The 23,211-nt window shown below is 75.1% G+C and carries 21 protein-coding genes; 8 read left to right on the forward strand and 13 right to left on the reverse strand.

Annotated elements, in window-relative coordinates:
- Positions 1 to 101 precede the first annotated feature (101 nt).
- Complete coding sequence (locus H299_RS0103565) at positions 102 to 773, reverse strand: VTT domain-containing protein (RefSeq protein ID WP_051262096.1); 672 nt, start codon at positions 771 to 773, stop codon at positions 102 to 104.
- The gene (locus tag H299_RS0103570; RefSeq protein ID WP_027747289.1) at positions 770 to 1,567 is read right to left on the reverse strand and encodes an MBL fold metallo-hydrolase; all 798 of its coding nucleotides are present in this window, start codon (positions 1,565 to 1,567) and stop codon (positions 770 to 772) included. The genes H299_RS0103565 and H299_RS0103570 overlap by 4 nt, the downstream gene beginning before the upstream one ends.
- A 340-nt stretch (positions 1,568 to 1,907) precedes the next feature.
- Between H299_RS0103570 and H299_RS31980 the strand changes: the two genes are divergently transcribed.
- Entirely contained in the window at positions 1,908 to 4,091 is a 2,184-nt protein-coding gene (locus H299_RS31980) for a phage holin family protein (protein WP_199782387.1), read from the forward strand.
- A gap of 55 nt (positions 4,092 to 4,146) precedes the next feature.
- Here H299_RS31980 and H299_RS0103580 read toward each other — a convergent pair whose 3' ends face one another.
- The 8 genes from H299_RS0103580 to H299_RS0103615 form a co-directional block, all read right to left on the reverse strand.
- Entirely contained in the window at positions 4,147 to 5,223 is a 1,077-nt protein-coding gene (locus H299_RS0103580) for an acyl-CoA desaturase (RefSeq protein WP_027747290.1), read from the reverse strand.
- Between the two features lie 246 nt (positions 5,224 to 5,469).
- Entirely contained in the window at positions 5,470 to 6,210 is a 741-nt protein-coding gene (locus tag H299_RS0103585) for a VOC family protein (protein WP_027747291.1), read from the reverse strand.
- Positions 6,211 to 6,503: 293 nt separating this feature from the next.
- Positions 6,504 to 8,285: an ABC transporter ATP-binding protein gene (locus H299_RS0103590; protein WP_027747292.1), complete on the reverse strand. Its 1,782-nt coding sequence runs from the start codon at positions 8,283 to 8,285 to the stop codon at positions 6,504 to 6,506.
- Complete coding sequence (locus H299_RS31985) at positions 8,282 to 10,078, reverse strand: ATP-binding cassette domain-containing protein (RefSeq protein WP_051262097.1); 1,797 nt, start codon at positions 10,076 to 10,078, stop codon at positions 8,282 to 8,284. The genes H299_RS0103590 and H299_RS31985 overlap by 4 nt, the downstream gene beginning before the upstream one ends.
- On the reverse strand, positions 10,075 to 10,935 hold the full coding sequence (locus H299_RS31990; RefSeq protein WP_051262098.1) for an ABC transporter ATP-binding protein: 861 nt from the start codon (positions 10,933 to 10,935) through the stop codon (positions 10,075 to 10,077). Before H299_RS31990 ends, H299_RS31985 begins: the two co-directional genes overlap by 4 nt.
- 88 nt (positions 10,936 to 11,023) lie before the next feature.
- Entirely contained in the window at positions 11,024 to 12,043 is a 1,020-nt protein-coding gene (locus H299_RS0103605; RefSeq protein ID WP_027747293.1) for an iron chelate uptake ABC transporter family permease subunit, read from the reverse strand.
- Complete coding sequence (locus H299_RS31995; protein WP_106965728.1) at positions 12,040 to 13,056, reverse strand: iron ABC transporter permease; 1,017 nt, start codon at positions 13,054 to 13,056, stop codon at positions 12,040 to 12,042. Before H299_RS31995 ends, H299_RS0103605 begins: the two co-directional genes overlap by 4 nt.
- 68 nt (positions 13,057 to 13,124) lie before the next feature.
- On the reverse strand, positions 13,125 to 14,126 hold the full coding sequence (locus H299_RS0103615) for an ABC transporter substrate-binding protein (RefSeq protein WP_027747294.1): 1,002 nt from the start codon (positions 14,124 to 14,126) through the stop codon (positions 13,125 to 13,127).
- Positions 14,127 to 14,425: 299 nt separating this feature from the next.
- Here H299_RS0103615 and H299_RS0103620 point away from each other — a divergent pair, with 299 nt between their 5' ends.
- Positions 14,426 to 14,782 (forward strand): PRC-barrel domain-containing protein, encoded by a 357-nt coding sequence (locus H299_RS0103620; protein WP_027747295.1) that lies wholly within the window; start codon positions 14,426 to 14,428, stop codon positions 14,780 to 14,782.
- 52 nt (positions 14,783 to 14,834) lie between these two features.
- The gene (locus tag H299_RS0103625; RefSeq protein WP_027747296.1) at positions 14,835 to 15,017 is read left to right on the forward strand and encodes a hypothetical protein; all 183 of its coding nucleotides are present in this window, start codon (positions 14,835 to 14,837) and stop codon (positions 15,015 to 15,017) included.
- A 133-nt stretch (positions 15,018 to 15,150) separates the two neighbouring features.
- Here H299_RS0103625 and H299_RS0103630 read toward each other — a convergent pair whose 3' ends face one another.
- On the reverse strand, positions 15,151 to 15,978 hold the full coding sequence (locus H299_RS0103630) for a helix-turn-helix transcriptional regulator (RefSeq protein WP_027747297.1): 828 nt from the start codon (positions 15,976 to 15,978) through the stop codon (positions 15,151 to 15,153).
- Between the two features lie 114 nt (positions 15,979 to 16,092).
- On the opposite strand from H299_RS0103630, the gene H299_RS0103635 reads away from it, so the two are divergent.
- On the forward strand, positions 16,093 to 16,398 hold the full coding sequence (locus H299_RS0103635; RefSeq protein ID WP_027747298.1) for a 4a-hydroxytetrahydrobiopterin dehydratase: 306 nt from the start codon (positions 16,093 to 16,095) through the stop codon (positions 16,396 to 16,398).
- 23 nt (positions 16,399 to 16,421) lie between these two features.
- On the opposite strand, the gene H299_RS0103640 is transcribed toward H299_RS0103635, so the two are convergent.
- The gene (locus H299_RS0103640) at positions 16,422 to 17,084 is read right to left on the reverse strand and encodes a fasciclin domain-containing protein (protein ID WP_027747299.1); all 663 of its coding nucleotides are present in this window, start codon (positions 17,082 to 17,084) and stop codon (positions 16,422 to 16,424) included.
- A gap of 90 nt (positions 17,085 to 17,174) precedes the next feature.
- A complete protein-coding gene (locus H299_RS0103645) occupies positions 17,175 to 18,845 on the reverse strand; it encodes a molybdopterin-dependent oxidoreductase (protein ID WP_486587136.1) in 1,671 nt (556 codons plus the stop codon).
- A gap of 161 nt (positions 18,846 to 19,006) precedes the next feature.
- Here H299_RS0103645 and H299_RS0103650 point away from each other — a divergent pair, with 161 nt between their 5' ends.
- Genes H299_RS0103650 through H299_RS0103665 form a run of 4 tightly spaced genes read left to right on the forward strand, consistent with a single transcriptional unit; the run spans position 19,007 to position 23,149 of the window.
- On the forward strand, positions 19,007 to 20,296 hold the full coding sequence (locus tag H299_RS0103650) for an FAD-dependent oxidoreductase (protein WP_027747301.1): 1,290 nt from the start codon (positions 19,007 to 19,009) through the stop codon (positions 20,294 to 20,296).
- 32 nt (positions 20,297 to 20,328) lie between these two features.
- Positions 20,329 to 21,054, forward strand: a complete 726-nt coding sequence (locus H299_RS0103655; protein WP_027747302.1) for a DUF1365 domain-containing protein — start codon at positions 20,329 to 20,331, stop codon at positions 21,052 to 21,054.
- Positions 21,051 to 22,352, forward strand: coding sequence for an SAM-dependent methyltransferase (locus H299_RS0103660; RefSeq protein ID WP_027747303.1), 1,302 nt, complete (start codon positions 21,051 to 21,053; stop codon positions 22,350 to 22,352). Before H299_RS0103655 ends, H299_RS0103660 begins: the two co-directional genes overlap by 4 nt.
- Positions 22,349 to 23,149, forward strand: a complete 801-nt coding sequence (locus H299_RS0103665) for a DUF1295 domain-containing protein (RefSeq protein WP_027747304.1) — start codon at positions 22,349 to 22,351, stop codon at positions 23,147 to 23,149. The genes H299_RS0103660 and H299_RS0103665 overlap by 4 nt, the downstream gene beginning before the upstream one ends.
- Positions 23,150 to 23,211 lie beyond the last annotated feature (62 nt).

The raw sequence follows: 23,211 nt of genomic DNA on the forward strand, positions 1-23,211 counted from the left end.
CGGTCCTGGCTTCCTTGAGGTGGCCGGGGCCGGGCAGTACGCGCGGCGCCTGGAGAGGCGACGGGCACGTTCGTGCGGTCCGTGCCGTCGGCCGGGGCGCCTCACCCCGTCGCGTCGCCGCGACGGCGCCATGGGCGCCGGATGCGCCGCACGCGGCGGATCAGCGCGGGCAGCGCGCTCAGCAGCAGCGTCAGCCCGATCGCCGCCGCCACGCCCTGCCACGGCTCGGGGAAGAGCGAGCCGCCCGCGACGCCGATCAGCTGGTAGGTCGCCGCCCAGGCCAGGCACGCGGGGCCGTCGCCCCGTACGAAGTCCCGCATGCGCATCCGGGACATCAGGCAGGCCAGCATCACCGGAATCCGGCCGGCGGGCACCAGCCGGGAGATGACCAGGACCGTCACCCCGTGCCGGTCGAGCTTCTCGCGCGCCTGCTCCAGCCGTTCCGGCGCCGCCCGTTCGCGCAGCGCTTCCAGCCAGCGCGAGCCGTTGCGGGAGCGCATCCCGCGCTGCCCCAGCCAGTACAAGCCCAGGTCGCCGAGGAAGGCGGCGACCGAGGCGACCGCGAACACCACCAGTAGGGAGAACGCGGGCACGCTCTGGTGGAGGGCGACCACCGCCGCCCCGCTGACCAGCGCGCCCGTGGGCACCACCGGGACCAGCGAGCCGAAGACGACCAGCAGGAAGAGCGACGGGTAGCCGATGGCCTGCTGGGTGGACTCGGGGGGCACGGCCCGTGCGGCGGCGAGCACCTCGTCCCTGATGAGGCCGATCATCCGGACGGCTCCGGGCGTGCGGGCGGCGCCTCGACCCGGGCGGTCTCACCGTGCCGCAGCCGGTGCACCACGGCGTGGGGTGCGCGCAGCGCCGCCAGCCGTACGAACTCGTCGCCGGGGGAGTGGAACTCGTGCGGCCGGACCGCGTCCATCCCGATCGGCCAGTACGTCCCGTAGTGGACGGGCACCGCGCTGTGCGCACCGAGCCGCAGCAGCGCCTCGGCGGCGCGCCCCGGGTCCAGGTGCCCCTCGCCCAGATACGGGCCCCAGCCGCCGACCGGCAGCAGCGCGAGGTCCACCGGGCCGATCGCGCCGGCCATGTCGTCGAAGAGGCCGGTGTCCCCGGCGAAGTAGGTGCGCGCCTCGCCCGCCAGCACGAAGCCGAGCGCGGGTGCGCGATGCGCACCGTAGGGCAGCCGCCGTCCGTCGTGCGCGGCGTGGACGGCCCGTATCCGCACGGCGCCGACCCGCACCTCGTCCCCCGGCACGACCTCGGTCACCTCCAGGGACGCGGCCAGCCGCCGCAGCCCCGGCACCGCGCGGATCGCGCCGCGCGGCACCAGGACCCGGGTCCCGGCCGCGAGCCGGGCCAGGGAGCGCAGGTGCAGATGGTCGGCGTGCAGATGGGAGACGAGGACGACGTCGGCGAGGGCGGCCGAGGCGGGCGGCACCGCGCCGCGCCGCCTGCGCAGGTGGGCCATGCGCCGTACCAGCAGCGGATCAGTGAGCACGGTGACGCCCGAATCCCGCACAGTGGCGGTGGCATGACCCCACCACGTGACCTCCACCGGCACGGCCGCTCCTCTCCGTCGCGGACCCGGCACCGCCGCCGGCCGCGCGTACGGCCGCCCCGCGCGGAGCAGCTCGCCTCCGAGCGTAAGGGCTGCCCCGCGGGTGCCACCCGGTGCCCTGCGGCGCGGTGCCCGACAGCGGCCCGCGCGTGCGCCGTCCCCGCCGTCCCTGCCCGTGCCGCCCGCACCCGCACCCGGGCCCGCGCGCCGCAAAAGATCGTCCGTCCCGCCGCCCGCTGTGTGAAAGTGGAGGATGTCCCGTGCGGCTCTCGCGGCGCGCGGGGCCCGGGAACCTGCGGCGGCACCGCGGAGAGGACGAGGAGACCCGAGCGTGCGAGTGCGGATGCCCCCCTGGAGAGCCGTGGGCAGCACCCTGCTGCGGGTGCTCGCGGTATGGGCGGTCAGCACCCTCACCATGCTGCTGCTCGCGGGCGGCCTGCCCGACTTCCGGCTCACGGTCGACGGCGGCGACAGCGCGACCCGGATCGCCGTCACCGGCGCCATCGGCGCGGGCGCGTTCGGCGTCCTGAGCGCCCTGGTCTGGCCCCTGCTGGTACGCGCGCTGCTGCTGGTGCCCGCGCTCGTGCTCGGGCTGCTGGTCTTCTTCCTCAACGGCTCACTCCTGTGGATCGCGCTCCGCCTGGTGCCCGTGCGCGGCGACGTCAATCCGGAGACGGCCGTCGTGGTCGCGGCGGTGATGTCGGCCGCCTCGTCGGCCACGAGCACGTTCCTGGCCGTACGGGACGACGGCGCCTACCGCCGCAGGCTTGCCCGGCTCGCCGACCGGCGCCGCCGCCGCGCCGGAGCGGGCCCGCCCGAGGACACCCCGGGCACCGTCTTCCTCCAGCTGGACGGCGTGGGCTACGCGGTGCTGCGCGAGGCGACCGAGGGCGCCGTCCCGCTGATGCCCACCCTCGCCCGGCTCCGCGCCGACACCCACCGGCTCACCCGCTGGCGCACCGACTGGTCCAGCCAGACCGGCGCCAGCCAGCTGGGCATCCTGCACGGCAGCAACGAGGACGTGCCCGCCTTCCGCTGGTACGAGAAGGAGACCGGCGAGGTGCTGGTCAGCAACCGGCCCAGCGGCGCCGTCGAACTCCAGCGGCGTGCTGTCGCCCGCACCGGCGAGTACGGGCTGCTGGAGCGGGACGGCGCCAGCCGGGGCAACCTCTTCAGCGGCGGCGCGCGCCAGCTCGCGCTGGTGCTGTCCGTCGCCGCCCGGCGCGGCCGGTACACGCGTTCGCGCGCGGGCTATTTCGCGTACTTCGCGGACCCGGCGAACGCCACCCGCACCGCTGTCTCCTTCGTGGGCGAGATCTTCCGCGAGCTGACCCAGTCCGTCCGGGCGCGGCTGCGCGGGGAGCACCCGCGGGTGCGGCGCGGCGGCCTGTACCCGCTGGTCCGCGCGTTCGCCACCGTGGTGCAGCGGGACGTGGTGGTCGCCGCCGTGATCGGCGACATCTTCGGCGGGCGCACCGCCGTCTACGCCGACCTGGTGGCCTACGACGAGGTGGCGCACCACTCCGGGCCGCGCGGCCGGGACACCCGGCAGGTGCTGCGCAGCCTCGACCGGGCGGTGCGGCTGATCGTCAAGGCGGCCGACCACGCGCCGCGCCCGTACCGCATCGTGCTGCTCTCCGACCACGGGCAGAGCTTCGGGCAGACCTTCGCGGGCGCCTACGGGCTGACGCTGGAGGACCTGGTGCGGGCGGGCTGCGGGCTGCCGGTCTCGCGGGCGGCGGAGCGTACGCCCAGCGGGGCGGAGGCGCGGGCTGCGGCACGGGTGGCGCTGCACCGCCCCGAGGGGGCGGGCCGCCGGGGGGCGGCGGCACAGAAGCCGCCGCGCGGTGCGGGGCCGATCGTGCTGGCTTCGGGGAACCTGGGGCTGGTGTCCTTCCCGGACGTGCCGGGGCGCATGTCGCGCGAGGCGATCGAGGCGCGGCACCCGGCGCTGCTGCGGGCCCTGGCGGATCATCCGGGCATCGGCTTCCTGCTGGTGCACAGCGAGCGGCACGGGCCGGTCGCGATCGGGGCCGACGCGTGCGAGCACCGGCTCGCGACCGGGGAGACCGTCGGCGGGCGGGACCCGCTGGCCGTCTTCGGGCCCGGGGCCGCCGCCGCGGTGCGGCGTACTTCGGGCTTCCCGCACGCCGCCGACATCATGGTGAACTCCCGTGTCGATCCGGAGACCGGTGAGGTGCACGCCTTCGAGGAGCAGGTCGGCTCGCACGGCGGGCTCGGCGGTGAGCAGAGCGAGCCCTTCCTGCTGTCGCCGCTGCGGCTGTCACCGCCGGTGGCCGACGGCGGTGAACTGGTGGGTGCCGAGCAGGTGCACCAGGTGCTGCGCCGCTGGCTCCGGGAGGGACGCGCCGCCGGTGTCCGCCGGGCCGACGGGCGGCGCAGGCGCGTGGCGCGGGACGGGGCCGGGTCTCAGGAGGAGTCCGGGCCGCGGGACGAGCCGGTGGACGGGCCGCGGGACGAGCCGGGAGGCCGGGACGAGCCGGTGCACAGCGAGCGGGTGGGCTGAGGCGGGGGCGGCGCCCCCCGCGCCGCCCCGCACCACCCCTCCCGCCCCGGGGCGGTCAGACCGCCGCGCCGCTCTCGCGGATGGGCGCGCCCACCTCGTCCAGGTGGCGCAGCGCCTCACGCCAGGACTCGATCAGCCCCGTCTCGTGGTACGGCACGCCGATCTCGGCGCAGTAGTCGCGCACGATCACCTGCGCGCGGCCGAGGTGCGGGCTGGGCATGTTCGGGAAGAGGTGGTGCTCGATCTGGTAGTTGAGGCCGCCCATGGCGTTGTCGACCAGCCAGCCGCCGCGCACGTTGCGCGAGGTGAGCACCTGCTTGCGCAGGAAATCGGGGCGGTCGTTGCCCTTGAGCATCGGCATGCCCTTGTGGTTGGGCGCGAAGATCGAGCCGAGGTAGACGCCGAACACCGCCTGGTGGAGGAAGAGGAAGGCGAAGGCCATGCCCACCGGCAGGACGAGGAAGAGCGCGGCCAGGTAGCCGCCCAGGTGCGCGAAGAGCAGCGCGCCCTCCAGCAGCCGCTTCTTCATGTGCGGGGCGCGCAGCGCGCGCACGCTGGCGACGTGGAGGTTGAAGCCCTCCAGGGTCAGCAGCGGGAAGAAGAGCTTGGCCTGGTGGCGGCCCATGAAGCGCGGCAGTCCCTTGGAGGCGCGTGCCTGGTCCTGCGACCAGACCAGGATGTCGGGGGCGACGTCCGGGTCCAGCTCCTCGTGGTTCGGGTTGGCGTGGTGGCGCGTGTGCTTGTTCATCCACCAGCCGTACGACATCCCGATGCCGACGTTGCCGACGACCAGGCCGCCGATCTCGCTGGGCCGCCGCTTGCTGAAGACCTGCCGGTGCGCGAGGTCGTGCGCGACCAGCGCACCCTGGCCGAAGACCAGGCCCAGGAGCACCGCCACGCCCAGCTGCCACCAGCTGTCGCCCAGAACGAAGAACGCGGTCCAGGTCGCGACGAAGGCCAGCCCGATCAGGCTGAACCGGAGGGTGTAGTAACCGGGGCGCCGCCGCAGCAGCCCGGCCTCGGTGATCCGCCGGGAGAGCCGGGCGAAGTCGCTGCCCTGCCCGTCGCGTGCCGCGCCGGACCGCGCGGCGGGGAGCGACGGATCGAGCGGTGCCTCAATGCTTGTCGTCATGTACTCAGAGTCGCCCGCAGGGCGCGCCGGGCGACAGCCGCGCAGCACGCCTCTTACCCGGGGGGTGTACTCCCGGGCGAGAGGGGGTGCTGGCTACACCCCGGGGCATCCCTGAAGGGATCGCGGTGGCCGCGCGCCTCGCCGCGGGGCCTGCCTCACGTCCTGCTCCGGAGACGTCAACTCCGTCGCACCCGGAGCTATTCCGTGGTGAGGGAACCTTTTTCCGGGCGGCCCTCCGGAGCCCGCTCACTCCGCCCCGGCGGCGACGTTGAACAGGCCGCCGTCCGGGTCCCGCAGCCCGGCGTGGCGTACGCCCAGGTGGTGCGACGCCTCCTCGGTGACCGTGCCGCCCGCCTTGACGGCGGTGGCCACCGCCTCGTCCACGTCGGGCACGGTGAAGGACACGTGCCAGCGCGGCCGGATCTTCGGGTCGGGGGCCGACTCGACGCCGCCGCCGCGCAGCGCCGCCACCTGGTGGTTTCCCACCCGTACGACCACCGCGCCCTGCTCGTAGTCCACCGAGCAGTGGTCCGGCCGGTTCGCCGCCCATTCGAGGACCTCGCCGTAGAAGATCGCGGCGGCGAAGGCGTCGCGGGTACGCAGCTCCAGCTGGGCGGGGGGCGGGCTGTCCGGCGACTGCCAGCCGTGCCGCACCTGGCCCTCCCAGAAGCCGAAGGCGGCCCCGGCCGGGTCGGCGGCCAGCGCGGCGCGGCCGTTGCCGAGCGGCATGGGGCCGATGGCCATGGTGGCGCCGCGCTCCCAGACCCGCGAGGCGACCGGGTCTGCGCTGTCCACGTAGAAGTAGGGCGTCCAGGCCACCGCGACGCCGATGGTGGGGGTCACCGCCGCCACCCCGGCGACGACCGAGCCGTCGGCCACGGCGACGGAGAACTCGGGACCGAGCGCCGCGTCGGGGCGGAAGCTCCAGCCGAGCACCGACCCGTAGAACTCCTGGGCCGCCGCCAGCTCGCGGGTCGCCAGGCTCACCCAGCACGGTGCTCCGTACACCGGGCGTGTTCCGGACACGTGCGCTCGCCTCGTTTCCCTGCTGGTGAACCCGGGACGGCTGCCCGGGCCCGCCCCTCGCTCACTGTGCCACCGGCGCGGGCCGCCCGCAGCCGGAGCGCAGGGCTTCGGCGGCCGGGCCGTGTCCGGCAGATGGCTTCCCGGAGCCGGGAGAAGGCGTTGGGACGAAGCGAGCCACGCGAGCGCTGTGCACCGGACGCCGCCCGCCCCGCGGACGGACGGCGCCCTGTGCCGGCCCCGACGTAGCCGGCGGCTCAAGCCCCGGGCCGCCGCTCGGGCGCGAGCACCCGGGTGAGCGCCCCGCCCCGGGCGAGCAGCTCCGCCCAGGTCCCCGTCTCCGCGATCCGTCCCCGCTCCAGTACCGCGACGCGGTCGGCCCGCCGGATCGTCGCCTGCCGGTGCGCGATCACCACGGTGGCCCGTTCCGCCGCCGAACGGGTGAGCGCGGCGGCCAGCTCCGCGTCGCTCGCGGCGTCCAGCTGTGCCGTGGTCTCGTCGAGCACCAGCACCCGCGGCCGTACCAGCAGCGCACGGGCCAGCGCGACGCGGGCGCGCTGGCCGCCGGACAGGGTGGCGCCGCGTTCACCCACCAGGGTGTCCAGGCCTTCGGGCAGGGTGTCCGCGATGCGGTCCACGCCGCACACCCGGGCCACGGCGGCGACGCGTTCCGCGTCCGCGTCCGGCGCGGCCAGGCGCAGGTTCTCGGCCAGCGTCCCGTGGAAGAGGGGAGCGTCCTGGCCGACCAGGGCGACGGCCGACCGCAGTTCGGCGTCGGCGAGCTCCCGCAGATCGACGGGCTCCGCGCCTGCGGGCAGCAGTTCCACGGCGCCACCGGAGGGGTCCCAGAAGCGGGCCAGCAGATGCGCGCACGTCGACTTGCCCGCGCCCGACGCCCCGACCAGCGCGACCGTCTCACCTGGGGCCACGGTCAGATCCACCCCGTCGAGCACGGTGGCGTACGCCGCCGCACCGGCGGGCGCGGCACCGTAGCCGAAGCGCACGGCCCGCATCCGCACCCCCAGCGGCCCCGGCGGCAGCACCCGCGGCGCGGCGGGAGCCGGTGCGCTCGCGGGCGCCGCCGCCCCCGCGGCCACCCGCGCCGCCGCCTCCCGCAGCCCGGCCGCCCGGCTCGCGGCGGACCCCGCCTCGGCCACCGGGGCCAGCACGCCCAGCGCCAGCGCCATCGCCGCCGGTGCCCACGCGCCGTCCAGCTCCCCGGCGGCCACGGACCGTCCGGCCAGCGCGACGACGCCGAGCACGGACGCGACGACCAGCAGATCCCGTACGGCCGCGCCCGCCGCCTCCCGCGAGACCTCGGCGCGCTGCGCGTCACCCAGCGCGCGCCCCCGCGCGGCCAGCAGCTTCCGGCGCCTGCCCAGCGCACCGAACGCGAGCAGCTCCCGCAGCCCGTCCACCGTCTCCACGGTCTCCGCCGACAGGGCTGCCGCCTCCCGCCTCCCCCGGGCGCCCCGGGCCGCCCGGCCCGGCCCCTCCAGCAGCGGGACGAGCACCAGCAGCGCGGCGGCGGGCACCACGACGGCCAGCAGCACCGGCTGCGTGACAGCCAGGACGACGGTGCCCGCGCCGAGCACCGTGCCGGAGGCGAGGAACTGGGCGAGGGTGTGCGCGTAGAAGAACTCCAGCGCCTCCACGTCGCCCATCGCGGTCGCGGCGAGATCGCCGCTGCGCCGCCCCGCGACCCGGGCCGGGGCGCTGCGTGCCAGCCCGTCGAAGACCCGCACCCGCAGCGTCGCCAGCACTCCGTACGCCAGGTCGTGCGACAGGTCCATCTGCCGCCAGGTGGACAGCGCGCGGAGCAGTACCAGCCCGGCCAGCAGCGTGACCGTCCAGGGGCCGGGGGTCTGGCGCGCGGCCACGGCGGCGCCGACCGTGTGCGCGGCCAGGGTGGCCAGCAGGACCAGGGCGGCCTGGTCGACGAGGACCGCCGCGCAGGTGCGTGCCACCTCGGCGCGCCGCGCGGCCAGCGCGGGCAGCAGGGCGCGCAGTGATCCGGCGGGCGGGGCGGGGGCGTTCATGCGCGCGGCCCCCGCTCCTCGGCCGCTCCCGCCGCGAGGGCCGCTCCCGCCGCGAGGGCCGCTCCCGCCGCGACCAGCGCGGCGTAGGTGCCGCCGCCTCGCAGCAGCTCCTCGTGGGTGCCGACGGCCTCCACCCGGCCGGCGTCCAGGACGACGATCCGGTCGGCGTGCCGTACGGCGTCCAGCCGGTGCGCGACCACCAGGCAGGTGCGGCCGTGCGCCGCGTCCAGGAGTTCCCGGGTGATACGGGCCTCGCGCCGCTCGTCGACGGCGCTGGTCGCCTCGTCCAGGACGAGCACCGGCGCGTCGCACAGCAGGGCGCGGGCCAGCGCGAGCCGCTGCCGCTGGCCGCCGGAGAGGGTGGCGCCGCGCTCGCCCAGCACGGTGGCGTACCCGCCGGGCAGCGCGGTGATCTCGTCGTGGACACCGGCGGCGCGTGCGGCGCGCACCAGTTCGGCGTCGGTGGCCTCCGGCCGTGCCAGCCGCAGGTTCTCCGCGACGGTCGCGTGGAAGAGGTAGACCTCCTGGGAGACCGGCGCGATGCCCGCCCGCAACGCGTCGAGCGTGTACGCGGCGACCTCCTCGCCGGCCACCGTCACCCGGCCCCGCCGGGGGTCGCACCGGCGCGTGAGCAGGGCCAGCAGCGTGGACTTGCCCGCCCCGGAGGGACCCACGAGGGCGGTCGTACGCCCGGCCTCGGCGGTGAAGCTGACGCCGTCCAGGGCCGGCCGCCCCCCGGGGTCCCCTCCCGGGCCTCCCTCGCCGTAGCTGAAGGACACGTCCTCGAAGCGGATCGCGGGCGCGGGCCGCGGCAGGGCGGTGCGCCGCCCGGTGTCCCGTACGGCGGGCTCGGCGCGCAGCAAGGTGGCGATGCCGTCGGCGGCGGACACCCCGAGGTAGCCCGCGTGCCACTCCCGGGCCAGGTCGCGGACGGGCCGGAAGCACTCGGAGGCGAGCAGCAGCACGAGATACGTCCCGGTGGCCTCCGTACGCCCGGAGGCGGCGGAGGCGCAGGCCACCAGCGCCGCCGCGACCGTGCCGCCCTGAACGGCCAGGTCGGTGAGCCCGGTGTCGACGAGCGAGACCCGCAGTTTGGCCACCGTGGCCCGGTGCAGCGCCGCCGACCGGTCCTCCAGCCTGCCGCGCACCCGGGGGACGGCCCCGGCGGCGCGCAGCGCGGGCATGCCCTGGAGCGCTTCCAGGTAGTCCGCGCCCAGCGCCTCGTAGCCGTCCCAGTGCGCGCGGCCCCGGCGCGCCAGCAGCCGGTCCCAGCCGCGCGGTGCGAGCAGCGCGAGCAGCAGCGCGGGCACCAGCACCGGCAGGGCGTACGGCTCGGTCAGCGCGACCGCCACCAGCAGCGGCACCGGCAGCGCGCAGGTGAGCACCCACTGCGGCAGATAGCGCGACACATAGGCGTCCACGCCCTCCACCCCGTCCACCAGCGTGGTGCGTACGGCTCCGGCGCGGGCCGCCGTGTGGTGCGCGTCGCCGAGCCGTCCGAGCTGCGCGACCAGCTGGTCCCGCAGCTGTACCCGCACCAGGGCGCCCGCCCGCTGCGCCGCACGGCGCTGCCACCAGCTGAGCTGGGCGCGCAGCAGCACCACGGCGAGGACGCCGCACAGGAGCGGCGGCAGTTCACCGGACGCGCCGCGCGCGACGGCGGACAGCGCCAGCGCCAGCAGCGCTGCCTGCGCCAGCCAGGTGGCGGCCACGCCGGCCAGCAGCGCGGTGGCGGCAGCCAGCGGGCGGCGTACGCCGCGCGCGGCCCGCAGCAGTTCCGGATGGAGCATCACCCCGCTTCCTCCGCCCGCGCGTCCGGCGCCGTTCGCGCGCGGGGGAGGGGATGGTCGGGGAAGCACAGCGGCCAGCCGCCCTCCGGGTCGCGTCCCACCCGGCCGACCACGTCCAGCGCGTCGGCCAGCAGGCGCGGTGTGACCACCTCGTGCGGGGTGCCGTCCGCCACCACCCGACCGTCGCGCAGTGCGATCAGCCGCTCGGCGAACCGGGCCGCGTGCGCGAGGTCGTGCAGGACCATCACCACGGTCAGGCCCCGTTCGTCGCGCAGCCGCACGACCGTCTGGAGCACGTCCAGCTGATGCCGCAGGTCCAGGTAGGTGGTCGGCTCGTCCAGCAGCAGCACCCGGGTGTCCTGGGCGAGCGCCATCGCCAGCCGTACGCGCTGCCGCTCCCCGCCGGAGAGCGCGTCGACGGGGCGGTCCGCCCAGTCCTGGACGCCGACGTCGCGCAGCGCCCGGCGGCTGGCCGCGTCGTCCCCCTCGCGCAGCATGCCCAGCGGCCCGCGCGCCGCGTACCGCCCCTGGCGCACCAGCTGGCGGACGGTCATGCCCGGTACCTGGGGCGCCGACTGGTGCAGCAGCGCGACGTGGCGGGCCGCCTCGCGGCGGCTCAGCGCCGCCACGTCCCGCTCGCCGACCCGTACCCGCCCGCTTACGGGCTGCAGAAGTCCGGCGAACAGGCGCAGCAGCGTCGACTTGCCGCAGCCGTTGAGGCCGATCATTGCCGTCAGCTGACCGGGCGCGATCCGCAGGTCCACCCCGCGCAGCACGGGGCGTCCCGGGTAGCCGAAGGAGAGGTCCTCCGCCGTGATCCCCAGGGCTCCGGACGCGGGTCCGGCATCGGATTCGGTCATGTCGCCTCTCTCGTCCCGTGGTTCCGCGCGCCCGGCCGGGCCGCGCGGCTGTGTCCCCGCGTGTCGCGCGGGTCCTGCGCCTGGTGCCTCAGTACGGCTCACCGGGCCGCCGCCGTACCACCACGAGCAGCAGCACCGCTCCGGCGCAGGTGGTCAGCGCGCCGACCGGCAGGGTCAGCCGCTCGGCGTCCAGCAGCCCGGAAAGAAGGCGGGAGAGCAGCTGCGCGGCGGCGTCCGCGCCGCACACCACGACCGCCCCCGCCAGCGCGGCCCCCGGCAGCGCGACCCGCAGATCGGCGCCGAACAGGGCGAGCGCCAGATGCGGCACCAGCAGCCCCACGAACCCCAGCGCCCCGACGGCCGCCACCGCGCCCGCCGTCAGCGCGACGGAGCACACCAGCGCGGCGCCCCGTGCGGGGCCCGGGGCCAGTCCGGCCGCGCTCGCCTGCTCGTCGCCGCAGCGCAGCAGCGTGAGCGGTCCGGCCAGCAGCAGGACCGGTCCCGTCCACAGGAGCAGCCAGGGCCACAGGAAGTGCCAGTGCTCCCAGACGCGGCCCTCGGTGGTGCCGATCAGCCACTGCACCACGCTGCCCAGTTGGCCGGGCGCGGCCATCAGCACCACGGCGGTCAGCCCGCCCAGCACGGCCGAGACGAGCACGCCGTAGACGGCGGTGGTGGCCGCGTCGCCGCGCGTCCTGCCCGCGAGCAGCCACAGCAGGCCCGCACCGGCGAAGCCGCCGAGGCCGGCGGCCGCGGTGACCGCTGCCGGGGACTCCCAGCCCGCCAGGCCGAGCCCGCTCGCGGACACCGCGCCGAGCACCGCACCGGGTGTGACGCCGGTGACCTCCGGCCCGGCCAGCGGATTGCGCAGCGCGAACTGGAGGACCAGTCCGGCCATGCCGAGCGCGGCGCCCGCGCCGAGCGCCACCAGCAGCCGGGGGAGCCGCAGCCGGAGCACCAGATGGCGCTCCACGCTTCCGCCGCTGCCGGTGAGGACGTCCCACACGCCGGAGGGGGAGAGCGCCGGTCCGGCCAGCAGGTCGGCGGCGGCGCAGAGGAGGGCGAGCAGTGCGAGGAGGACGAGCCGGGTGCCCGCGCGCGTCCTCATGACCGCACCGCCCGCGCTGCCCGTACCGCTCGTACCGTCCGCGCTGCCCTGCCGGTCTCCCGCCGGGTGCGCAGCAGCACCACGCCCGCGGGCACCCCCAGCAGCGCCGTCCACGCGCCGACGGGTGTCTCCACCGGCGCCAGTGCCAGCCGGGCGGGCAGGTCGGCGGCGGCGACGACGAGCGCGCCCCAGCCCGCCGCCCACGGCAGCCGGCGTACCGCGTCCCCGTACGGCAGCAGCCGGCGGGCCAGCTGGGGCGCGAGGAAGCCGACCCAGGCCACCGGGCCGCAGACCGCGACGACCGGGGCGATCAGCACGACGGCCACGGCCAGCGCGGCGAACCGCGCGCGGTGTACCCGTACGCCCAGCGCCCGCGCGTCGTCGTCGCCGAGCCGAAGTACGGCCAGCACCGGGGCGCAGAGCACCAGCGCGGGCAGCGCGACGAGCAGCCACGGCCACAGCCCGGCCACCTCGTCCCAGGTCCGCGCGGAGAGCGAGCCGAGCAGGTAGCGGTAGATGAGCTGGAGGTCGAGCTGGTCGGCCATCACCATCAGGACGAGCAGCGCCGCTTGCAGCGCCGCGGCGACCGCCGCCCCGGTCAGCAGCACGGCGGACGGGCCGCGGCCGAATCCGGCGGCCATCAGCGTCAGTGCGCCGCCCAGCGCGGCACCGCCGAGCGCGAGCAGCGGCTGCGCCACGGCGGGCACCGACAGGGCGAGCACGAGTGGCGCGGCCACCCCGAGCGCGGCTCCGGAGGAGACGCCGAGCATCTCGGGCACCGCCAGCGGATTGCGCAGCGCCTCCTGGAGCACGAGCCCTGCCGCGCCGAGACAGGCACCGGCCAGCAGGGCGAGCGTGAGCCGGGGCAGGCGCAGTTCGGTGACGACGACGGCGGCCAGGTCCGGGTCCTCGGCCAGCAGGGCGGCGGGCAGTTCGGTGAGCGGGACGACGGGCGTGCCCAGGCTCAGGGTGCACAGCACGGTGGCGATCAGCGGCACGGTCAGGAGCAGCAGCCGGCGGACCGCGGGGCGGCGGGGCCGGGCGCCGGGCGCGGTGGCGCCCGGGCGGTCGTGGGGGAGGCTCACCGCAGTGCGGCGGTGGCCTGGTCGAGGACGATGCCGAGGGAGCGGGTGCCCCGGCCCTTGGCCCACACCTCGGCGTCGACCTCGTGCACGTCGCCGTTCCGTACGGCCGGAATCCGGCTCCACAAGGGGTTCTCGGCGAGCTTCTCCGAAAGCTTTCCCTTCTGGTCGCCGAAGCTGAGGGATTCCACGAAGAGCACGTCGACCTCGCGGGCGAGGATCTCCTCCATGCTGTAACTGCCGCTGACGCCGCGGGACTTCCACGGGTAGTCGGATATCCGGGGGAAGAGCCCGGCGGCCACGTCGGCGCCGGGTGCGGCCACGCCGAAGTTCTCGTCGCTGCCGAAGATGATGAGCGAGGTCTTGTCGCTCTTCGCCCGCTCGGCCGCCGCGAGTTTCGTGCGGAAGCGCTTCTCCGCCGCGAGTGCTTTGCCGGTGCGTCCGGTCAGGGCTCCCAGGTCCCGCAGATATGCCACGCTCTCCTGCCACTTCGTGGGCTGCACGGCCCAGAAGGTGGTGGCGCCCTTGAGAGCGGGGGCGAGTTTGCCGTGCGTGTCGTCGAGCCCGATGACCAGGTCCGGTTTGTGCGAAAGGATCGCCTCGATCTCGGGCGCGACGAACCCCCCGGGAATCACGGGTATGCGTGCGGCCTTCTTCGCGCCCAGGAAGTCCGGGTGGGACAGGAGCGTGTTGTTGGTGGCCGCGGGGGCCATACCCAGCTCGTGCAGGATGTCGTCGCAGAGGCCCACCAGGCAGACGACGCGCTTCGGCTCCTTCCCGGTGGTGACGGTTCTGCCCCGGACGTCGGTGATCTTCCGGGCGGGTTCGAGGGGCTCGACCTCGACGCTCGTACGCGCGTCCGGACCGCCGCTCCCGTCCTTCCCGCCGCTCCCGGCGTCGCCGGAGCCGTCGGCGGAGGTGCCGCAGCCCGCCAGCAGGAGAGTGCCCGCCAGGGCGGCGGTGAGCCGGTACCGGAGGGACCGGGCGGATATGCGTGGCATCGCGAACTCGCAGTTCTTCTCGGGGGAACGGGGCTGGTCCTGACGGTGGAGCCGCCGGGGCGGCGGCACCGCGAGCGATCATACACATGATAATCATTATCAACTAACACCCTCGGGAGCCCTCGGGGACAGGGGTGCCTGTGCCGTCCGCCCGGAGCCGGGTCCCCGACCCTGCGCCGACCACCCGGATACGCCCGGCGGGGTGTTCCGCGAGTGCTGCGCCGCACCGCGGGTTACGGTGAAGACACGCGGAAATCCATCACCCCATCGCCGTTCACCGGCAGGGAAAGGTGAGCGCAGTGTTCGAGGTGGAAGACATTCGAGAGTGGATCGGCCACGACGTCGTCGACGCGGCCCGCCGGAAAATCGGCGCACTGGAGTCGATCTACGTGGACACCGGAAATGACCAGCCCTTGTTCGCCACGGTGACGGTGGGTGTACCGACACGCCGCCGCCTGGTCTTCGTCCCGCTGCCCGGATCGACGGTGGGCCCCGGATATCTCCGAGTCCCGCACGACCGGAAAACCGTGAAGGACGCCCCGGCCATCGACTCCGACGGTGAATTGCTGGCGGAGGCCGAAGAGTCCGTATTCGCGCACTACGACCTGCCCTACGAGAACCGGGCAGGGGGCGAGCGGCGGCTCGCCCGCCGCTGACCCCCTCTTCCTCTTCCCCGGCCGCTTTCGTATCCCGACGGAGTGAGTTCCGATGGTGCTCGTTCTTCTGCTGCTCTTCGCGGCGATCGTGCTGGGTCTCGTCGGACTGCTCGCCGAAGGCCTGATGTGGCTGCTGGTGCTGGGCGTGCTGGTGCTGATGGCCGATCTGGTGCTGCTGGGTCTCCTGCTTGGCCGGGGCCCGGGCCGAGGCCGCGGCAGGCGTGGACGCCGCTGAGGACCCCTGCCGGGGCGGGGCGGTGGCTCGGTCGGCAGGGGGCGTACGTGGGCGGCTCCGGCAGCGCACGCGTGGGGTGCGAGCCCGCCACCCCTCCGGGAGAGACGCGTGCGCCCGCGGTCTCCGGCGGCCCTCAGCCCATCAGCAGGTGGAGGTTCTTCGCCGTCTGCGGGTCGGCGGGCAGGAGGGTCTCCACCGCCAGCTCGGAGACGGTCACGTCCATCGGGGTGTTGAACGTCGCGATCGTGGAGAGGAACGACAGCACCCGGCCGTGGTGTTCGATCACCATCGGCAGCGCGAAGAGGCTGCCCGGGTCTTCCTGCCCCGGCGGCTCCGCCGGGGCAGGGTCCGCGCACTCCCCGGCGAACGGCGCGAGCGGATACGCCGCCACCTCCTCGTACAGCGCGCGCAGCGCCGGCGAGCGCACCAGCGCCAGCTGCCGGTCCATCTGCTCCAGCAGATGGCCGCGCCACTGGCGCAGGTTGCGGATGCGTGGGGCGAGGCCCTCCGGGTGGAGGGTGATCCGCATGGCGTTCAGGGGAGGTTCCCGCAGGTGACCGGCGACACCGTCCATCAGCAGGGCGATGCCCCGGTTCGCCGCCAGCACCTGGTAGGTGCCGTCCATCACCAGCGCCGGATACGGCTCGTACGCCGCGATGACCCGCTCCAGACCCTCGCGCACGGCGGACATCGCCGGATCGGTGAGCGAGGTCTCCGCGTAGCGGGGCGCGTAGCCGGCCGAGACCAGCAGCGCGTTCCGCTCCCGTACGGGCACGTCCAGCTGGTCCGCCAGCTTCAGCAGCAGTTCGGGGCCGGGGCGGGCGCGCCCCGTCTCGATGAAGCTGATGTGCCGTGCGGAGGAGTCGGCACGCAGCGCCAGCTCCAACTGGCTGAGCCGGGCCCGCCGCCGCCAGCCGCGCAGCAGTGCGCCCACCGGGCTTTCTTCCTGGCGGTTCGTCATGGTCTCAACCCTATGCCGCCCTCCCGCTGCGTTCTCGCGTGGCAGGGTTGGCGGTAGCGCTCCGCCGGCACGCGTGAGCGCTACCGCCAGTACGCACCGTCGAAGGGAATCCCCGTGGCACCCGAACCGCTTTCCCCGCAGGAGACCGCCGAGGCCCTCGCGGAGCTGCCCGGCTGGCGGGAGGCCGAGGGCAAGCTCGCCCGCGAGTACTCCTTCCCCGGGCACCTGCCCGCCGCGGCGATGGTGATCCACGTCGCCGCGATCCAGGAGGAGCTGGGCCACCACTCGGACCAGGCGCTGAGCTACAACACCCTGGGCATCACGGTGAACACCCACAGCGTCGGCGGCCGGATCACCGAGCTGGACGTCGCACTGGCCCGCCGGATCGAGGAGATCGCGGCGGGCCACGGCGCGGGCTGACCCGGCAGGGTGGGCCTGCCCGTTCAGGACTTCGGCATCAGCACGGTGTCCACGAGGTACACGGTCGCGTTGGCCGTCGGGACATTGCCGCAGACCACGCTGGACGCCTTGTTGACCTTGTACGACTCGCCGGACCCGGCGGTCGTCAGCTCCGTCTTCTGGAGGGTCGGGTACGAGCCGCTCTCCAGGTCCTTGGGAGCCAGCTTCTCGCCCACCACGTGGTAGGTCAGCACCTCGGTGAGCATCGCCTTGTCGTTGAGCAGCGCTTCCAGGTCCTTCGCCGGGACCTTCTCGAAGGCGGCGTTGGTCGGCGCGAACACGGTGATGTTCTCCGCCGTGTTGAGCGTGTCGACCAGGCCCGCCTTCTTGACCGCGCTGACCAGGGTCGACAGCTCCGGGTTCGCCGAGGCGGCGGTGGCCACCGGCTCCTGGGCCATCCCCTCGAAGCTGCCCTTGCCGTCTTTCGGCACGGCGGCGCAGCCGGGGCCGAACGGACCCTTCGCCGCCTGGGCGTCGGTGCCCTCGTCGGCCGACGACTCCTTGGGCTCGGACTTCTTCGACTCGCCGGCGGAGCTGTCGGAGGAGCCGGAGTCGCCGCTGTCGTCCGAGCAGGCGGTGACGGCCAGCGGAAGTACGGCGACAGCGGCGACGGCGACGGCGGTGCGGCGGAATCGGCTGATGTTCATGAGAACTGCTCCTCGAGTTACGTGGACTGCCTGTCAAAGGTGCTGATGAGGCAGGGGTGGGTGATCTGGTACGGGTGGGATCGCGGCTGCTCAGTCGACGTTGACCACCACCGAATGCCGTCCGGTGGCCCCGTTGGGCACCGTCCCGGCCCGGTCCGCCGTCTGGGTGCGGCCGGTGCGGTCGGTCGCGCGGACTTCGAGGGTGTGCGAGCCCGAGGTCGCCGGCCACTGCCACACCCACTGCCGCCAGGTGTCCCTGGAGTCCTCCGCCGCCAGCCGGGCGCGCTGCCAGCTGCCGCCGTCCACCCGCACCTCGACCCGGTCGATGCCCCGGTGCTGCGCCCACGCCACCCCCGCGACCGGGACCGTGCCCGCCTTCGGGGTGGCGAACGGCTTGGGCGTGTCGATGCGCGACTGTGTCTTGACCGGGGCCCGCTGGGACCAGTCCCGCTTGACCCAGTAGGTGTCGTAGTCGTCGAAGGTGCTCAGCTCCAGGTCCTTGAGCCACTTGCAGGCGGAGACGTAGCCGTACAGACCGGGGACGAGCATCCGGACGGGGAAGCCGTGGGTGAACGGCAGCGGCTCGCCGTTCATGCCGACCGCGAGCATCGCGTCGCGCCCGTCGAGCACCGTCTCGACCGGCGTGCCCAGCGTCATACCGTCCACCGAGCGGGCGACGAGCTGGTCGGCGGGCCCGCCCGCGGACGGCGGGCGCACGCCCGCCTCGCGCAGCAGCTCCGCGAGGGGGACGCCCAGCCAGCGGGCGTTGCCCACGTACGGACCGCCTACCTCGTTCGAGACGCAGGTGAGCGTGATGTCCCGCTCGATCAGGTCGCGCTCCAGCAGGTCCTGGTAGCTGAGCGTCAGCTCCCGCGTGACGCCCCGGCCGTGGAGGCGCAGCCGCCAGCTGTCCGCGTTCACCCGGGGGATCACCAGCGCGGTGTCGACCCGGTAGAAGTCCGCGTTGGGCGTGGTGAACGCGGACAGCCCCGGCACGTCGGGACGCGCACCAGCGGGCACCGGGGCGGCCCGCGAGGCGGGCGCGGGCAGCCGGACCGCCTCGCGTGAGGCGACGGCCTGGGCCGCCCCGGCCGCCTGGAGCCGCCGCCCCGCCACCGCCGCACCCGTCGAGACGGCCGCCGCGGCGCCGGCCGTGAGGACGAATCCGCGCCGGTCGAACGAACCGGCCGTGCCGAAGCGCGGCGCGTCCTGGGACAGCCGCTGCCCGGTGCGCGCTGACGAAGCAGCCGGGCCGGCCGCAGCCGCCGGGGTGATGCGGGCCAGCCGCCCCGCGAGCAGGAAGAGCACCCCGGCCCCGGCCACGGCGCCCACCAGCGAGGGCAGCACGTCGGCGGCGCGGGACTCCGGGCGGCTGAGCGCGGCCACCACGCCCACGACCCCGAACAGCAGCACCCCGGCCGAGCCGGTCCGCCGCAGCCGCAGCGCCAGCACGCCCAGGGCCAGGGCGAAGAGGGTGAGCAGGGCCAGGATGCCCAGCTGGAGATAGAGCTTGTCGTCGTTCCCGAAGGTGCGTACCGCGAACTCCTTGACGGGCGTCGGGGTCAGGTCGATGACCGCTCCGCCGACCGCCGTGACCGGACTCGCCTCACGGCGGACCGGCACGGCGGCCAACTCCGCCACCGCCAGCGCCGAGGCTCCGGCGAGCAGCCCGCTGAACGCGCCCAGCGCCACCCGCAGCAGGGCCGCGCCCCGCCTCGGGGCCGCACCGGGCCGCCGCGTCGCTTCCGTGTCATCGCTCACGACGGCCATTCGGCGCCGGGGGCCGCCCGGATTGGTCGCGCACCCGGCCGGGTGAATTTCTCTCCGGCGCGCGGGCTTTTGCGCCGGCGACCAATCCGCGCGCGGTGCGGCGCCGAATGACACGGAGGGAGCTGACCCCTCGTCGTACCGGAGGGAGCACCATGTCCAAGGCACGGCATCGCACGGCCGTGGTGGGGAGCGGAATCGCGGGACTGACCGCCGCCTACATACTGCGCCGCACCCATGAGGTGACGCTGTACGAGGCCGACGACCGCCTCGGCGGCCACGCCCACACCCACGAACTGCCCGTCGCCGGGGGCCGGACGCACCACGTCGACTCGGGCTTCATCGTGCACAACCGGCGCACCTATCCCCACTTCCTGCGCCTCCTGGGCGAGCTGGGCGTGCAGACCCAGGAGACCGAGATGAGCATGTCCGTGCGCTGTGAGGGCTGCGGACTGGAGTACGCGGGGGCACGCGGTGTGCGCGGTCTCCTCGCCCGCCCGCGCAACGCCCTCGACGGCCGCTATCTGCGCATGCTCGGCGAGATCCCCCGCTTCCACCGCAGGGCCCGCGCCCTGCTGGCCGAGGACGGCACCGGTCGGCGGGGGCTCGCGACCCTGGGAGAGTTCCTGGCCGCCGGCCGCTTCTCCGCCTACTTCACGGCCCATTTCGCGATCCCGCTGGTGTCGGCGGTGTGGTCGTGCGCGCCCGGCACCGCGGCGCGCTACCCGGCGCGCTACCTCTTCCGCTTCCTGGACCACCACGGGCTGCTCTCCGTCACCGGCTCGCCCGCCTGGCGCACGGTGAGCGGCGGGTCGCACAGCTACGTGCGGCGCATCGGCAAGCAGCTGGACGCCGTGCGTACGTCGACACCGGTGCGTGCGGTGCGCCGCTTCCCGGACGGTGTCGAACTCGTGACCGAAGACGGCGCGGCGCACCACTACGACTCCGCGGTGCTTGCGGTCCACCCGGACCAGGCGCTGCGGCTGCTCGCCGACCCCACCGAGGCCGAGCGCCGCACCCTGGGCGCCTTCCGCTACTCGCGCAACGAGACCGTGCTGCACTCCGACAGCTCACTGCTGCCGCGCGGCCCGGCCGCATCCGCCTCCTGGAACTACCTGCTGCCCGACTGCGCGGCGGGCGCGGGCCGTGTCCTGATCAGCTACGACATGAACCGGCTCCAGCGGATTCCGGCGGAGGAGGGCGGAGGAGGGCGCTACGTGGTCACGCTCAACGGCGGCGAACGCGTCGAGAGCACCCGAGTGCTGGCCCGCATGGTCTACGAGCACCCCCTCTACACACCCGAGTCGGTGGCCGCCCAGCGCCACCTGCCCGCGCTGAGCGGCCCGGTGACCGCGTACGCCGGGGCGTACCACGGCTGGGGTTTCCACGAGGACGGCTGCCGGTCCGGCGCCGAGGCCGCCGCCGCGCTGGGGGTGACCTGGTGAGCACCGCGAACGGCACGGTTCCCGCGGCTGCGGTGACTCCCGCCCTCTACGAGTGCACGGTGGCGCACACCCGCGTCAGCCCCCTGCGGTACGCGTTCCGGCACCGCACCTTCCTCTGGCTCGTCGATCTCGACCGCCTGCCGAGGCTGCCGCCGCCGCTGCGCCCGTTCGCCCGCTTCGATCCCCGTGACCACTTCGGCGGCACCGCGCGGGACATCCGCACCGGCCTGGACAGGTTCCTCGCCGCCGTCGGCGCGGGGCCCCCGGACGGCCCGGTGCTGATGCTCGCCCACGCCCGGGTGCTGGGGCACGTCTTCAACCCGCTGACGCTCTACTGGTGCCACCGCGCCGACGGCACCCTCCAGTCCGTGGTGGCCGAGGTGCACAACACCTACGGGCAGCGGCACTGCTACCTGCTGGCCACCGACGAGCACGGCACCGCCCGCGTCCCCAAGGCCCTCTACGTCTCCCCCTACTTCCCCGTCGACGGCGCCTACCGGATGCGGCTGCCCGAACCCGGCGAGGGGCTGGACCTGACGGTTCAACTGGAACGGGACGGCCACCGCCCCTTCACCGCGACCGTACGCGGCCACCGCCGCCCGGCCACCGGCGCCGCGCTGCTGCGCGCGCTCCTGCGGCACGGCTGGTCCACCCTCGCCGTCTCGGCCGGCATCCGCGCCCACGGCATCCGGCTCTACCTGCGGGGGCTGCCCGTCGAGCCCCGCACCTCGCACCGATCCCAGGAGGGAATGGAGTGACCGCCGCCACCGAACCGCACGCCGGTCCGCCCGACGCGCCCGACGCCGCACCAGCGGCCGCACCCGGCGAGGGGCCCGACCCGCGCCGCTGGCCGGACGTGGCCGCGCGGCCACGTGCCGCGTGGCCGCGCACCGCCATCGCCGCCCGGCTCGTCCGCCGCGCGCTGGCCCGGCTCCCGCTGCGGGCGGAGCTGCCGGACGGAACGCGGCTGGGCCGGGGCGGCCCGCTGCTGCTCCTGCACGAGCCGGACGCCTTCCACCGCCGGATCGGCGCGGACGGACTGATCGGCTTCGGCGAGTCGTACCTGGCGGGGGAGTGGGAGGCCCCCGACCTGGTCGGGGTGCTGACCGTACTGGCCGAGAACGTCCGCACACTGGTGCCGCCGTCCGCCCAGCGGCTGCGGGCGGTGTGGGCACGACGCCAGCCCGGTCCGCACCGCAACACCCCGGAAGGCTCCCGCGACAACATCCACCGGCACTACGACCTGTCCAACGACCTGTTCGCGCTCTTCCTCGACCCGACCATGTCCTACTCCTCGGCGCTCTTCCAGAGCTTCCCCGCCCAACCCGCGCACCTGGCCGCCGCCCAGCACCGCAAGATCGACCGGATGCTGGACCTGGCCCGGGTCGGGCCCGGCACCCGGCTGCTGGAGATCGGCACCGGTTGGGGCGAACTGGCCGTACGGGCGGCCGGGCGCGGCGCGCATGTCGTGTCGGCCACGCTCTCGCGTGAACAGCTGGCCGCCGCCAGGGAGCGCGTGCACGGCGCCGGGCAGTCCGGCCGGGTGGAACTGCTGCTGCGCGACTACCGGGAGCTGACCGGGCGCTACGACGCGGTGGTGAGCGTGGAGATGATCGAGGCGGTCGGCGCGGAGTTCTGGCCCGACTTCTTCCGCACGCTCGACCGGCGGCTGCGCCCCGGCGGACGCGCCGCGCTCCAGGCGATCACCATGCCGCACGACAGGCTGCTCGCCACCGTCGGCACCCACACCTGGATACAGAAGTACATCTTCCCCGGCGGCATGCTGCCCTCCCTCCGGGCGATGTCCCGGACCGCGGCGGACCACACCTCCCTGCGCCTCGAGCGCTCCGAGGCGTTCGCCCCCCACTACGCGGAGACGCTCCGGCTGTGGCGCGAGGGCTTCACCGCACGGGCACCCGCCGTGCGCGCACTCGGCTTCGACGAGACCTTCCTGCGCATGTGGACCTTCTACCTGGCCTACTCCGAGGCGGGCTTTCGCTCCGGCTACCTCGACGTCCGGCAACTGCTGCTGACCAAGCCGGAGGAGGCGGGATGAACGGCTTCCACTGGGCCGCCTTCGCCGGCGGCCTCGCCGTGACCGCCGCGGTGTCCCTCGCGGTCATGCTGCTGTTCGCGGCACGCGGCTTCGCCAAGGGCACGCACCGCGTCGTCGACGCCGCCTGGGGCACCGCCTTCGCCGCCGTGGCCGCCGCCTCCTACGGGCTCTCGACAGGGCACGGAGACGACGGCCGGCGGCTGCTCCTGCTGGTGCTGACCGTGCTCTGGGGGCTCCGGCTGGCGGCACACATCACCTGGCGCTCCCGGGGCAAGGGCGAGGACCCGCGCTACGCCCGGATGCTCGGCCCCGACCCGCGGCCCCTGCGGGTGCTGGCCAAGGTCTACCTGCTCCAGGCGGCGCTTGTCTGGTTCATCTCCGCACCTGTGCAGGCGGGCATGTACGGCGGCGGCCCGCTGGGCGCGGTGGCCGTCGCCGGAGTGCTGCTGTGGGCGGTCGGCCTGTTCTTCGAGGCCACCGGCGACTTCCAGCTCGCCCGCTTCAAGGACGATCCCGCGCGGCACGGGATCATGGACGAGGGGGTGTGGCGCTACACCCGGCATCCGAACTACTTCGGCGACTTCTGCGTGTGGTGGGGCCTGTTCCTGGTCGCCGCCGGCAGCCGGCCGGTGGCGGCGGTGTCGGTGGCGGCGCCGCTGCTGATGAGCTACCTGCTGATCGGAGGCAGCGGCAAGGCGCTGCTGGAGCGGCACCTCGCCCAGCGGCCCGGCTATGCCGAGTACGCGGCGCGCACCAGCGGGTTCGTACCGCTGCCGCCGCGGAAGGGCCGGGACTGACGCGGACCCGCCCGCCCCGCCCCGCCTCGCCGTGTAACGCGGGGCCGGGCGGGACGGGCGGG

Source organism: Streptomyces sp. CNH287, from assembly GCF_000424825.1.